Here is a 12,807-nt window from a genome sequence, read left to right on the forward strand (position 1 = left end):
GAGGTCGGGTGGGCGGGGGCGGAGGATTCAGGGTAAAGGGCGGACCGCCATGCGAGTCCAGGTCCTCTTCCACGACAACTGTTTCGACGGCGCGGCCAGCGCCGCGGTCTTCACCCGCTTCTACCGGGAGCGCGTGCGGGCGGACGCGACGTTCGGCTACCGGGGCCTGTCCCACAAGCCGGGCGCGGAGGGCATCGACCCGGCGGTCTTCACCGGGGACGAGAACGTCATCGTCGACTTCCGCTACAGCCAGGACGCGCGGCTCACCTGGTGGTTCGACCACCACGCCTCCGCCTTCCAGCAGCCCGGGGACGAGTCCCACTTCCAGCGCGACACCAGCGGCCAGAAGTTCCACGACGGGCACCGCAAGAGCTGCACGCTGTACCTGGCGGACGTGGTTCGCGAGCGCTTCGGCTGGGACGCGTCGCCGCTGTCGGACCTGCTGCACTGGGCGGAGCTCATCGACGGGGCGCAGTTCCCCAGCCCCCAGATGGCGGTGGCGCTGGAGGAGCCCGCGCTGCGCATCATGACGGTGCTGGAGTCCACGAAGGACGACACCCTCATCCCGGAGGTCATCCGCCGGATGCAGTCCGAGTCGCTCGCGGACATCGCCGCCTCGCCCCTCATCGCCGCCCCGCTGGAGCCGCTGCTCTTCCGGCACCAGCGCAACATCGACCTCGTGCGCGAGAAGGCCCGCTACGAGCACGGCGTCGTCTTCTTCGACCTGGTGGACGAGGGCGTGGACAGCCTCAACAAGTTCATCGCCTACGCGCTCTACCCGGACGCGCGCTACACGCTGTGGGTGGGCCGGGGCGCGTCGCGCGCCAAGGTGTCCCTGGGCTCCAACCCGTGGAGGCCGGAGACGCGCAAGCACGACCTGGCCGCCATCGCCGGCCGCTACGGCGGCGGCGGGCACCCGGTGGTGTCCGCGGTGAGCTTCAAGGCGGATCAGTCCGACAAGGCCCGCGCCGCGTACCAGGAGATATTGGCGGAGCTTTCCAGCGCCGGGTGACGGGCTCCGGCACCGGGCGTCACGGGCGGGTGAAGAACGTGAAGCCCGCCTGCCGAAACAGCCGCACCACCGACAGCATGGGCAGTCCCTGCACGTTGGTGCGGTCACCCTCCAGCTTCGCGAGCAGTGCCTGTCCCTGGCCCTCCACGCGGTAGCTGCCCGCGCAGCCCTCCCACTCGCCGGTGTCCAGGTAGCGCTCCAACTCCTCGGGCGGGACGGGGAAGAACGTAAGGCGCGTGGTCTCCACGGCCTCCGTGAGGCGGCCTCCGGGGCCCACCAGGCACACGCCAGTGTGGATGGCGTGGGTGTGGCCCAGAAGCCGCTGGAGCTGCCCTCGCGCGGCGTCGCGGTCCTGGGGCTTGCCCAGCACGTCGCGGCCCACCTCCACGAGCTGATCCGCGCCCAGCACCCACGCTCCCGGATGGCGCTCGTGCACCGCGCGGGCCTTGCGCGCCGCGAGACTCCGGACGGCTTCCTCGGCGGACAGGGAGGCGGCCACGTGTTCGTCCACGCCCGGGGCTTCGGTGCGGTAGGGCAGGCCCAGTCCGTCCATCAGCGCCTTCCGCGCGCTGGAGGTGGACGCCAGGATGAGTTCGCCGGAGTTCTTCATGGGAAGGGCAGGGTAGTGCAGCCGGGGTGGGGAAGGGACCCTTCGAGCGGGCAGGCACGTCCCCGCTTCCGGTGGATGGGGCGGATGCCATAGCCTCCCGGTCCATGTCGCGGCGCGGTCTGCTCGCTGTCTGTCTCCTGCTCGCCTCCTGCAAACGCTCACCTCCGGCCGCCGCCGACGCGGGCACGGATGCGGGTGCGCGGGCCACCGTGAGCGCGGACGCGGGGCCGCTCGCCGCCACGGGCCTGGATGCAGGCCTGGACGCGGGCTCCGGCGATGGGGGCCCCCTGGCCTCCGTGACGCCGCCGGATGACGCCGTGGAGGAGGTGCACCCGCTGGCCGTGTGCGACGCGCGGGGCGAGGCCCCCCTGGACGCGGCCCGCCGCTACTACGACGAGGGCCACTTCGACGAGGCGCTCTCCTGCGCCGCGCAGGCCGCCGCGCAGGAGCCGGACCTGGCCGCCGCCCACGCCGAGCGCGGCGCGGCCCTGGCCTCGCTCGACCGCGTGCCCGAGGCGCAGCTCGCCTTCGCCCGGGCGCTGGCCATCGATCCGGGGGACCCGGACGCGCTGCTGGGCGCCGCGCACCTGTACGCGGTGCAGCTGTCCTCCACGCGCGAGCGGGACGAACTGGGCGCGCTCTACGCCGAGCGCGGCCTGTCCCAGCCCGCCACGCCCCCGGAGCTCGTCCCGTCCCTGGCGCTGGTGGCGGCGATGGCCTTCAACGACCTGGGGCAGGCGGACCAGGCGCTGGAGCGCGCGGCCATTGTCCTGGCGCGCGAGCCGGCCAACGCCGAGGCGAAGTACGAGAAGGCCCTGGCCCTCTTCGAGCTGTGCCGCTTCCGCGAGGCGAAGGCGGCCTTCGCGTCGCTCTTGACGGACAAGGAGCGCGCCGCCCACGCCCACCAGCACCTGGGGCTGCTCCTGGAGCGCGAGGGGCGATGGAAGCAGGCCGAGGAGCACTTCGCGCAGGCCCGCGCGCTGGAGCCCGAGGACTTCCCCCCGCCGCCCCTGCCGTCTCCGGAGGAGTTCAAGACCCAGGTGACGCGGGCGCTGGCGGACCTGCCGCAGGACATGCGCAGCGACCTGGCGGGCGTGCCGGTGGCCACCGAGGAGCTCCCCTCGGAGGACGACCTGCTCGCCAACCAGCCACCCCTGTCGCCCACCATCCTGGGCCTGTTCCGGGGGCCGTCCCTCAACGAACCGTGCGACGGGACGGAGACGCCGTGCCGCTCCGTGGCCCTCTACCGGCGCAACCTGGCCCGGGCCGTGCGCACGCCCGAGGAGCTGCGCGAACAGATTCGCGTGACACTGCTGCATGAAATCGGGCATCTGCGAGGGGAGGACGACGAGGAACTGGCCGCACGCGGCCTGGAGTGAGCCCCCACATGCCTTCCCTTCCCACTGCCCGTGTCAGCCTGAAGGGCGCCAAGACGCTGCGTCGTGGCACCCCCTGGCTGTACCGCACGGAGCTGATGGAGCCCCCCGCCACCGACACGCCGGGCGCGGTGGTCGCAGTGGTGGACCCGCAGGGCAACCCCATCGGCCAGGCGCTCTACGCCCGCCGCTCCCCGCTCGCCCTGCGCCTGCTGACGCGCAAGAGCCCCGCCGAGGAGAAGGTGGACGACGCCTTCTTCCGCCGCCGCGTGGAGGCCGCGCTCGCCCGCCGGGCGGTGCTCCCCGGACGGGACGGCCTGCGGCTCGTGCACGGCGAGGCGGACCTCTTGCCCGGCTTCTTCGTGGACCGCTACGGCCCGGGCCTCACCGTGCAGACGCTCTCCGAGGGCATGGACGCCCGCAAGGAGATGCTCGCGCGCATCCTGGTGGAGAAGACGGGCGCCACCCACGTGGTGTGCCGCGACGACGCCTCCGGCCGCGACTTCGAGAGCCTGCCCCGCGAGGTGCGCCTGCTGCACGGCGAGGGCGATGCGCGCTTCAGCTACCACGAGGGCGACAACCGCTTCGAGGTCGACCTGCTGGGCGACATGAAGACGGGCGCGTTCCTGGACCAGGTGGACAACCACCTGCGCGCGGGCGAGCTGGGCCGGGGGGACGCGCTGGACTGCTTCAGCTACCACGGCGGCTTCGCGCTCGCGCTCGCGAAGCACTGCACGTCGGTGCTCGCGGTGGAGCAGGACGCGAAGGCCGCCGCGCGCGCGAAGTCCAACGCCGACGCCAACGGCCGCGCCAACGTGAAGGTGGAGAACGCCAACGCCTTCGACGTGCTGCGCCGCTTCGACCAGGAGGGCCGCCGCTTCGACACCATCGTCCTGGACCCGCCGGGGCTCGCCAAGCGCCGCGAGGGGCTGGCCACCGCGCTGCGCGCCTACCACGAGCTCAACTTGCGCGCCCTGCGCTGCCTCAAGCCGGAGGGGCTGCTGGTGACGTGCTCGTGCTCGGGGAAGCTGGACCGCGAGGGCTTCGAGTCCATGGTGCTGGACGCGGCCGTGGACGCGAAGCGGCCGGTGCAGATCCTTGAGCGCCGCGGCGCCGGGCTGGACCACCCGGTGCTCGCGGGCCTGCTGGAGACGGAATACCTCAAGGCGCTCTACGTGCGCGCCCTGTGACGGGGGCGGGAGGAGGCCGCGCTACGGGATGCCCAGGTCCTTGCGCAGCCTCCCCACGACCTTGAAGTACTCGGTGCGGGGGAAGCCGACGTTGAGGATGTGGAAGTCCTTCTTGGACAGGCCCACGCAGCCGAAGCAGTAGTTGCAGTCCTGCAGGTTCTTGCTCAGCACCACGTACGCGCTGTTGGAGCAGTTCTCGCTCTGCACGCAGTAGGCGCACGCGTGGCAGTTCTTGCACTCCACGCAGTGCGAGCAGTTGGTGGACAGCTCGCACCGGGTGCAGTGCGTGCACTGGTGGCAGCTGTCGCAGTCCTTGCAGAACATGCAGTTGGCGCAGCGCTGACAGCCCTCGCACGCGTAGGAGCCCGGGTTGCCCGGGTCCACCGCGTAGCTCTTGGACAGCTTCTGGAACTGCTCCAGGAACTCGCGCTTGCCCAGGGAGGACACCCCCAGGCGCGCTGACTTCTCCTGCTCCAACAACTCCTGGGCCGTCTGGGGCCGGGACCCCTTCTCCTTCACCGCCACGTCCGCTCCTTGAACTTGAATCACTGCAGCCGGGCAAGCCCGGCCAGGTCGATGCCGCGTGCCACCCGTCGCACCTCCACGGTGCTGGGGAAGCCACGGCTGGTGACGGCCACCACGAAGCGGTCGCCCACCAGGAGGTTGGCTTCCGCCACGGCCTCGTCCGCGTCATAGCGCACGAAGCCCACGGCCTCCTTCCACTGGATGGGGGCCGTCGGGTCGCTCGCCGCACGGCCTCTGGCCTTCTGCGCCGCCTCCCGGATGGCCTGCCCCAGCTTGAGCCCCATCGTGGTGTCCACGATGCGCACCTTCACCTCACGGCCCTCGCCGCGCGTGTAGGTCCGCTCCGCCTCCGACACGGACACGTCCCCGTACTTGCCGGTGGAGCCCCCGGTGGAGCCCACCGTGAAGCCCTCCAGCGTGTCGGGCAGGAAGGGCGCCAGGTCCTTGAAGTACACGCACGGTGCGGCGGTCGTCACCACATCGCGCGGGGTGGGAGATGTCGTGCGTGCGTCGTCAAGGCATCCGCCGCCCACGCACAGCGCGAGCGTCGCGGTGGCCAGCCGTAGGAAATAGTCGCGCACGAACGAATCAAAGGGTATCCCCGGCCTGCGCGCAATGGACCTTTCGAAGCTCAATCCTCCACAGCGTGAGGCGGTGCTGACGACCGAGGGTCCCCTGCTCGTGCTGGCGGGCGCCGGCAGCGGCAAGACGCGGGTCATCACCCACCGCATCGTCCACCTGCTCAACGAGCGGCCGGGCCACCTGCTGGCCCGCAACATCCTGGCCGTCACCTTCACCAACAAGGCCGCCACGGAGATGAAGGAGCGGCTGGTCCACATGGCCGGCCCGCGCGCCCAGGGCGTGCTGGTGTGCACCTTCCACGCGTTCGGCGCGGAGGTGCTGCGCGAGGACATCCACCGGCTGGGCTGGCCCCGGAAGTTCGCCATCGCGGACATGGGCGACCAGCTGGCCATCATCCGCCGCGCCATGCGCGAGAAGCGCATCGACGACCGCGCCTTCGACGCGCGCAAGGTCCTCACCCTCATCTCCAAGGCGAAGAACTCCGGGGAGGTGCCGCAGCCCAAAGGCGAAGGGCTGGGGGACGACTACGACCTCATCACCGCCATGGTGTTCGCGGACTACCAGCTCGCGCTCAAGGCGCAGGGCTCGGTGGACTTCGATGATCTGCTGGTGCTGCCCGCGCGCCTGCTGCGCGAACACCCGGACCTGCACCGCAAGTACACGCAGCGCTTCCGCTATCTGCTGGTGGACGAGTTCCAGGACACCAACCACGCCCAGCTGGACCTGCTCAAGCTGCTCGCGGGCGAGTCGCGCAACGTGTGCGCGGTGGGTGACGACGACCAGTGCATCTACTCGTGGCGGGGCGCGGAGGTGCGCAACATCCTCGACTTCGACCGGCACTTCCCGGGCGGCAAGGAGGTGCGGCTGGAGCAGAACTACCGCTCATCCCAGCGCGTGCTGGACGCGGCCAACGCCGTCATCGCCAAGAACCCCGAGCGCAAGGACAAGCGCATGTGGACCGACCGGCGGGGCGGCGAGCTCGTGAAGGTGGTGGCGTGCCCCAATGACGAGGAGGAGGCCCGCTTCATCGCCCATGAAATCCAGAAGCACATCTCCCAGGGCATCGCCGCGGACGACATCGCGGTGCTCTACCGCACCAACGGTCAGTCCCGCGCCGTGGAGGAGATGCTGCGCGAGAAGAACATCGCCTACGAGGTCGTGGGCGGCAGCGAGTTCTTCGACCGCAGCGAGGTGAAGGACGTCATCGCGTACTTCAAGGTGCTCGCCAACCGGCTGGATGAAATCTCCCTCATGCGCATCGTCAACGTGCCGGCGCGAGGCATTGGCGACGTGACGATGGAGCGGCTGCACGGGCACGCGCGCGCCGAAGGCGTCACGCTGTGGACCGCGATGCGCCGCGCGGAGACCTACGAGGACCTGCCGGCGGGCGCGGGCGGCAAGGTGCTGGAGTTCGTGGAGATGGTGGAGCGCTACCGCGACGCCTTCTCCCAGGCCCCCCGGCTGTCGGAGGCGACGCAGAAGCTGCTGGAGGAGATCGGCTTTCGCGAGGCCACGCGGGCCAAGGCCGTCTCCGGCACCGCCGCGGACAAGAAGCTCAAGAGCGTGGACCACGTGCTCGCGTCGCTGGAGAAGTTCGAGAAGCGCGAGGGCCCCAAGGCCAGCCTCCTCACATACCTCAACCGCCTCAGCCTGGACACGCGCCAGGAGGAGGAGGAGGTCCCCGGCCAGAACCGCCGCGTGACGCTCATGTCGCTGCACGCCTCCAAGGGCCTGGAGTACCGGCTCGTCTTCTTCATCGGCATGGAGGAGGACCTGATGCCCCACGGCGGCATGCAGGGCGAGGCGCAGAACCTCGAGGAGGAGCGCCGGCTCTGCTACGTGGGCATCACCCGCGCCAAGGAGCTGCTGTACCTCACGCGCTCCACCGTGCGCGTGAAGCGCGGCAAGGAGGTGCCCCGCACCCCCTCGCGCTTCCTGGAAGATTTGCCCCCGGACGCCTTCGAGAACGTCGACATGGACGCGCCGCGTCAGGGACCGCCGGACGAGAAGGAGAAGAACTTCTTCGCCAACCTGAAGGAGCGCTTCAAGAAGCCTCCCCCCGGGGGACCGGGCCCGGGACCGGCCGGCAGGGCGCCCTAGGCGGCCGGATTTCCAGGCCCCATGCGCCCGACCTTGACTTGATCCCAGGGTCCCGCTAGGAGGTTCGGCCTTTCCGGGCTTCTGTCGGAGTTTTGGCGGAGGACCCGCGGTTGGTTTCGCACGAGCACGCGTCCCCTGGCATGCACCTGGGTGTCGCGCCGAAGTTTGGAGTGCACGAAATGTCGCAGAAGACCTACAGCGCCAAGGCCGCGGACATCAAGCGCCAGTGGCACGTCATCGACGTGTCCGACAAGGTGCTTGGCCGCGCCGCCAGTCAGATTGCCACCCTCCTCAAGGGCAAGCACAAGCCGACGTACACCCCGTCCATCGACACGGGCGACCACGTCATCGTCATCAACGCCGACAAGGTGAAGGTGACGGGTACGAAGGAGACGGACAAGCTGTACTACCGTCACCCGTACGCGGGTTTCCCCGGCGCCCTGAAGATCACCAACCTGCAGAAGCTCCGCGAGCGGCACCCTGAGGACGTCATCCTCAATGCCGTCCGCCGCATGCTTCCGCGCAGCGCCCTGGGCCGTCAGATGATGACGAAGCTCAAGGTCTATGCTGGTGATACCCATCCGCACACCGCCCAGAAGCCGGTGGCGTACAAGGTCGAGGCGTAAGGAACAGCCATGGCGATCAATCCCGAACTCGGTTTCTACGCCACCGGCCGCCGCAAGGAGGCCACCGCTCGCGTGTGGCTGCGTCCTGGCAATGGCCTCGTGGTCATCAACGGCCGCGACATCAACGAGTACTTCGGCCGTGAGACGTCGAAGATGGTGCTCAACCAGCCGCTCGACATCCTGGAGCAGAAGGGCAAGCTCGACGTCACGGTCAACGTGCGCGGCGGCGGCCTCTCTGGTCAGGCCGGTGCCATCCGTCACGGCATCGCGCGCGCGCTGTGCGCCTTCAACCCGGAGTTCCGTCCGGCGCTGAAGAAGGCCGGCTTCCTCACCCGCGATGCTCGCGCGGTCGAGCGCAAGAAGTACGGCCAGCCCGGCGCCCGTCGTCGGTTCCAGTTCTCCAAGCGCTAGTCTGCTTGCCGGCTCGCTGGAGCCGCTCCTCGGCGGGGGTCCTCTCAAGGGACCTCCGCCGTTTTGCTTTGCGGGGTCGCCGCCGGGTGTCCCGTCGCGGGCCGCGCGGGCGTTCTGCTACCATCCGGGCCCTCCCATGGAACTCAACGAAATCCTGCAGATCGCCCTGCGCGGCGGTGCCTCCGACATCCACCTGAAGGCGGGCCTGCCGCCCATGTTCCGCGTGGACGGGTCGCTGGTGCCGCTCAAGGACGGCCGCCGCCTTCCTCCGGAAGAGGTGGCGCGCATGGCGTTCGGCATCATGAACGAGTTCCAGAAGGAGAAGTTCAAGGTCAGCAACGAGGTGGACCTGGCCTACGGAGTGCCCGGCCTGGGCCGCTTCCGCGTGAACGTCTTCCAGCAGCGCGGCACGGTGGGCGCGGTGCTGCGCGTCATCCCCTTCAAGGTCATGACGATGAAGGACCTGCTGCTGCCCACGGTGCTGGAGAAGGTGTGCGGCGAGGAGCGCGGGCTGGTGCTGGTGACGGGCACCACGGGCTCCGGCAAGTCCACGACGTTGGCGGCGATGATCGACTTCATCAACTCCAACGAGACCAACCACATCATGACCATCGAGGACCCCATCGAGTTCCTCATCCGCGACAAGCGCTCCATCGTGAACCAGCGCGAAGTCGGCGTGGACACGATGAGCTTCTCGCAGGCCCTCAAGAGCGCGCTGCGCCAGGACCCGGACGTCATCCTCGTGGGCGAAATGCGCGACCACGAAACCATTGAGACGGCCCTCCACGCGGCGGAGACGGGCCACCTCGTGATGTCCACGCTGCACACGCTGGACGCGACGGAGACCATCAACCGCATCGTGTCCGCCTTCCCTCCGCACCAGCAGAAGCAGGTGCGCCTGCAGCTCTCCAGCGTGCTGCGCGGCGTGGTGAGCCAGCGGCTCGTGCCGCGCGCGGACGGCAAGGGCCGCGTGGCGGCGGTGGAGGTGCTTCGCGTCACCGCGCGCGTGCGTGAGCTGATTGAAGACAAGGACCGTACGAAGGAGATCCACGACGCCATCTCGCAGGGCACGGACTCCTACGGGATGCAGACCTTCGACCAGTCGCTGATGAGCCTCGTGCGCAACGGGCTCGTCACCTACGACGAGGCCCACCGCCAGGCCAGCAACCCGGACGACTTCGCGCTGCGCTTCTCCGGCATCAGCGGCACGTCCGACTCGAAGTGGGACAACTTCGACGCCAAGGCCGGCGACGAGCGTCCCATCCCGGGCTCCGCGTCCTTCGCGCAGAAGGGGGCACCCGCACAGGCGGCTCCCGCGGCGCCGCCCGCGCCCGCCCAGGCCCAGGCTCCGCGCCCCGGCGCGCCCGTGGCGGCCCGGCCGGCGGCGCCTCCGCCCGGTGTCGCGGCCCAGGCTCCTCGCCCGCCCGCGCCCGCGCCCGGCGTCGTCCAGGGCCGGCCGCTGCCTCCGCCCCAGGCGGCCCGTCCGCCCACGCCCGCTCCGGTGCCCGCGCCCGCTCCGGCGGCCGGGGGCGACGACGACTTCCAGATCGAGCGCTTCTGATGCTCCCGACGGCGCCGCTCAGGCGTCGTCATCCCCCAACTGCGCGCGCAGCCGGGTGAGGCGCAGCGGGCCCACCAGTCCCTGGTGGGCCAGGGTCTGCAAGAGCGACACGGTGGCGCGCACGCGCGCGTCCTGCACCTCGTCGGACTCCTGGACGACCTCGTTGTCGAGCAGCGTCTCCAGGTGCTCCGGGTTGATGGACGTGGGCCCCTCCGACCAGGCGATTTCGAAGAGGGCGCGGGCCATGTGCTCGCGCGCCTTGCGGTCCGGTTCGGACGGCGCGCCCTTGATGAACGCGAGGAACAGCGCGTCCACGGTCTCCTTGGACAGCGCGGCCAGCGCGGGCACTTCGCCCAGGGACTCCTTCACGTAGTCGGCGTCGAAGGAGTCCACGTCCTGCTCGTACCCGAAGGCCTCCTCCAGGAGGATGGACGCGATGAAGGCGTCGGACTCCTCGTCGCTCGCGCCCTCTTCCTTGAGGGCCTCGCGCGCCTTCTGGCTGGCGGTCGCGAGCGCCGGGTCCTCCGTGAGGGCGCGGGCGGCGGCGTGCGCGGCCAGCAGCACCAGCGAGGCCTGGGCGTCGGACGACAGCGCGCGGCCGCTCACGCCCTGCAGCATCGCGCGCTGCTTGGGGTTCGCGTCGGCGGCGGCCACGAAGTGCTGCTCCTCAGGAGTGAGCGGTTCACCCGCCTTCTCCTTGCGAAGCGTCTCCTTGGCGGCATCGGCGGTGAGGAAGCGGGCAAGAACGGGGTGCATGGCGGGGCCTGTTACCACATGGTAGGGACTCCGCGATGGTTGAGGAGCCCGAAGGCCCGGAGGCTGTCCAGCGCGCTACCGACGCCTGCTTGCGCCTGCTCGCGGTGCGCGCCCGCAGCCGCCATGAACTGACGCTCGCGCTGGAGCGCAAGGGCTACGCCGGTCCCGTGCGCGAAGCGGTGCTCGCCCGGCTCGGGCAGTGGGGCTACCTGGACGACGCGAAGTTCGCCCGTGAACGGGCCGCGTCCCTGCTGGGCAAGGGGAAGCTGGGGCCCCGCGCCGTCCTCCAGCGGCTCCAGGCGCACGGCCTGGAGGGCGCGGTGGCCCGGCAGGCCCTCGCCTCGGCGAAGGACGCGGTGGGCTTCGACGCGCTGGCCGCCGCCCGCCAGGTGCTGGAGCGCCGGCGCCTGGCCGGCCGCCCGCTGGACGCGAAGGAGCAGGCGCGGGCCGGACGACTCCTGCTCAGCCGGGGTTTCGCGCCCGACATCGTGACCCAACTGGTGGGTGAACCTTCGCTGGACCCCTCCGGGCAGGACGAATAGTTTGGGGGCGTGATGCGCTCTGTCGTCCTCTGTCTGTCCGTCCTGCTCCTCTCCGGCTGCGCGTCCCTGACCCAGGGAACCGCGGGCGAGCCCAACTACGCCAGCCAGGCCGCCGAGAACCTGGCGCTGGGTGACGCCGCGCTGGAGGACAAGGACTTCCTCAAGGCGGAGAAGTACTTCGACCACGTCCGCGTCAAGTACCCGTACCTGGAGGCGGCCCGCGAGGCGGAGCTGAAGCTGGCGGACCTGGACTTCGCCCGGGAGGCGTACCCGGAGGCGCGCGAGAAGTTCGACTCCTTCATCAAGCTGCACCCCACCCACGCCAAGGTGGACTACGCCGCGTACCGGCTGGCCCTCTCCTACGTGGAGGAGTTCCCGTCGGAGTTCTTCGCCCTGCCGCCTTCGTACGAGAAGGAGCAGAAGCCCATGTACGACGCGCTCCGGGCCATGAACCTGTTCCTGCGCCAGTACCCGGATTCGCAGTACGTGAAGGACGCGACGGAGAAGGCCAACGACGCCCGCCAGCGGCTGGCCCGCCACGAGCTGTACGTCGCGTCGTTCTACGCCAAGCGCGAGCGCTGGAAGGCCGTGGCCCAGCGCCTGGAAGGGCTGCTCAAGGACTACCCGGGCACCCCGCTGGAGGAGCAGGCCCTCTTCGACCTGCACGAGGCCTACGGGAAGCTCAACGACCCGCAGCGCGCCCAGGACACGCTGCGCCAGGTCATCAAGCGCCTGCCGGGCACGCCCGCCGCCGAGCGCGCCCAGAAGCTGCTGGGGTCGTGAGGCGCCTGGAGGACTGGGGCCGGCTGGGCGGCATCGGCATCGCCGCCCTCGCCGTGGCCTCCGCCCTCCTGTTCTTCGGCCCGCGCCTGCTGGGCGCCGCGGCCGGTCCGGAGGCGGAGATCATCACCGTCCTCAAGGAAGCCGAACACGACGGCGTGTCGCTGCCCGTGCCCGGCTCCCCGCTGCCGCTCGTCTCCCGCAAGTTCCAGTACGCGCGCATCGCCGTGTCGGTGGCGCCGGACGGCCAGAGCGCGGAGGCCTACGCGACGCTGGACTTCGAGGGCACGCTGGGCGCCACCGTCGTCAGCACCGCCGGGGTGGAGCGCGTGCCCTTCACGCGCGCGTCCGGGAAGTGGAAGCCGGAGCCCTCGGTGGCGCCCCGGCTGGTGGCGGCGGTGGCCGCGCTGGAGGCCCGGCGGCGCGCCCTGGAGCAGGGGCTCCCCCAGGAGTTGTCACGGCTGGTGGGCGAAGGCGGCGACGGCGGCGCGGGGCAGGCGTGGGCGGAAATGGCCCCCCTGGGCAAGCGGCGCCTGACGGTGGCGGCGTGGTACGTGCGGCTGGAGCGGGACGAGGCGGCGGTGACGGAGCACTACCGGCTGGAGGGCGACCTTCCGTCGCGCCCGGTGGACACCCGGGGGGAACGACCGCTTTTGCTCGTACGCAAGGGCGATCAATTCTTGTTTTCGCCCGGGCTCATGTAGGCTACCCGAGGAGGACGGGGCCCGCGCGGGGC

Annotated in this window: 14 protein-coding genes; 10 read left to right on the forward strand and 4 right to left on the reverse strand. The window is 70.6% G+C overall.

The window, feature by feature from the left end; all coding sequences use genetic code 11:
• Window positions 1-49: 49 nt before the first annotated feature.
• Window positions 50-1,012 carry a hypothetical protein gene (locus tag D7V93_RS04125; RefSeq protein WP_120642115.1) on the forward strand — a complete coding sequence of 321 codons (963 nt, stop codon included), beginning with the start codon at window positions 50-52 and terminating at the stop codon, window positions 1,010-1,012.
• Window positions 1,013-1,031: 19 nt separating this feature from the next.
• On the opposite strand, the gene D7V93_RS04130 is transcribed toward D7V93_RS04125, so the two are convergent.
• Window positions 1,032-1,622: a Maf family protein gene (locus D7V93_RS04130; RefSeq protein WP_120642116.1), complete on the reverse strand. Its 591-nt coding sequence runs from the start codon at window positions 1,620-1,622 to the stop codon at window positions 1,032-1,034.
• A gap of 104 nt (window positions 1,623-1,726) precedes the next feature.
• Between D7V93_RS04130 and D7V93_RS04135 the strand changes: the two genes are divergently transcribed.
• Both D7V93_RS04135 and D7V93_RS04140 read left to right on the forward strand, forming a co-directional pair.
• On the forward strand, window positions 1,727-3,001 hold the full coding sequence (locus tag D7V93_RS04135; RefSeq protein WP_120642117.1) for a metallopeptidase family protein: 1,275 nt from the start codon (window positions 1,727-1,729) through the stop codon (window positions 2,999-3,001).
• Between the two features lie 8 nt (window positions 3,002-3,009).
• On the forward strand, window positions 3,010-4,188 hold the full coding sequence (locus tag D7V93_RS04140; RefSeq protein ID WP_120642118.1) for a class I SAM-dependent rRNA methyltransferase: 1,179 nt from the start codon (window positions 3,010-3,012) through the stop codon (window positions 4,186-4,188).
• Window positions 4,189-4,209: 21 nt separating this feature from the next.
• Here the strand turns inward: D7V93_RS04140 and D7V93_RS04145 are convergent, their stop codons facing one another.
• Both D7V93_RS04145 and D7V93_RS04150 read right to left on the reverse strand, forming a co-directional pair.
• Window positions 4,210-4,713 (reverse strand): caib/baif family protein, encoded by a 504-nt coding sequence (locus D7V93_RS04145; protein ID WP_244237099.1) that lies wholly within the window; start codon window positions 4,711-4,713, stop codon window positions 4,210-4,212.
• Window positions 4,714-4,733: 20 nt separating this feature from the next.
• A complete protein-coding gene (locus D7V93_RS04150) occupies window positions 4,734-5,294 on the reverse strand; it encodes a hypothetical protein (RefSeq protein WP_233582903.1) in 561 nt (186 codons plus the stop codon).
• 34 nt (window positions 5,295-5,328) lie between these two features.
• On the opposite strand from D7V93_RS04150, the gene D7V93_RS04155 reads away from it, so the two are divergent.
• From D7V93_RS04155 to D7V93_RS04170, 4 genes are all read left to right on the forward strand, one after another.
• Window positions 5,329-7,395: an ATP-dependent helicase gene (locus tag D7V93_RS04155; protein ID WP_120642119.1), complete on the forward strand. Its 2,067-nt coding sequence runs from the start codon at window positions 5,329-5,331 to the stop codon at window positions 7,393-7,395.
• Between the two features lie 179 nt (window positions 7,396-7,574).
• Window positions 7,575-8,021 carry a 50S ribosomal protein L13 gene (rplM, locus tag D7V93_RS04160; protein WP_120642120.1) on the forward strand — a complete coding sequence of 149 codons (447 nt, stop codon included), beginning with the start codon at window positions 7,575-7,577 and terminating at the stop codon, window positions 8,019-8,021.
• A 9-nt stretch (window positions 8,022-8,030) separates the two neighbouring features.
• Window positions 8,031-8,432, forward strand: coding sequence for a 30S ribosomal protein S9 (gene rpsI, locus D7V93_RS04165; RefSeq protein WP_120611701.1), 402 nt, complete (start codon window positions 8,031-8,033; stop codon window positions 8,430-8,432).
• A 136-nt stretch (window positions 8,433-8,568) separates the two neighbouring features.
• Entirely contained in the window at window positions 8,569-9,993 is a 1,425-nt protein-coding gene (locus tag D7V93_RS04170) for a type IV pilus twitching motility protein PilT (RefSeq protein WP_120642121.1), read from the forward strand.
• A gap of 18 nt (window positions 9,994-10,011) precedes the next feature.
• Here the strand turns inward: D7V93_RS04170 and D7V93_RS04175 are convergent, their stop codons facing one another.
• On the reverse strand, window positions 10,012-10,749 hold the full coding sequence (locus D7V93_RS04175) for a hypothetical protein (RefSeq protein ID WP_120642122.1): 738 nt from the start codon (window positions 10,747-10,749) through the stop codon (window positions 10,012-10,014).
• 35 nt (window positions 10,750-10,784) lie between these two features.
• Between D7V93_RS04175 and D7V93_RS04180 the strand changes: the two genes are divergently transcribed.
• Genes D7V93_RS04180 through D7V93_RS04190 form a run of 3 tightly spaced genes read left to right on the forward strand, consistent with a single transcriptional unit; the run spans window position 10,785 to window position 12,775 of the window.
• Window positions 10,785-11,291 (forward strand): regulatory protein RecX, encoded by a 507-nt coding sequence (locus D7V93_RS04180; RefSeq protein WP_120642123.1) that lies wholly within the window; start codon window positions 10,785-10,787, stop codon window positions 11,289-11,291.
• Between the two features lie 12 nt (window positions 11,292-11,303).
• On the forward strand, window positions 11,304-12,074 hold the full coding sequence (locus D7V93_RS04185; protein ID WP_120642124.1) for an outer membrane protein assembly factor BamD: 771 nt from the start codon (window positions 11,304-11,306) through the stop codon (window positions 12,072-12,074).
• Window positions 12,071-12,775, forward strand: coding sequence for a hypothetical protein (locus D7V93_RS04190; RefSeq protein WP_120642125.1), 705 nt, complete (start codon window positions 12,071-12,073; stop codon window positions 12,773-12,775). The genes D7V93_RS04185 and D7V93_RS04190 overlap by 4 nt, the downstream gene beginning before the upstream one ends.
• The last annotated feature ends 32 nt before the right edge of the window (window positions 12,776-12,807 follow it).

It is taken from the genome of Corallococcus llansteffanensis (genome assembly GCF_003612055.1).
GTDB lineage: Bacteria > Myxococcota > Myxococcia > Myxococcales > Myxococcaceae > Corallococcus > Corallococcus llansteffanensis.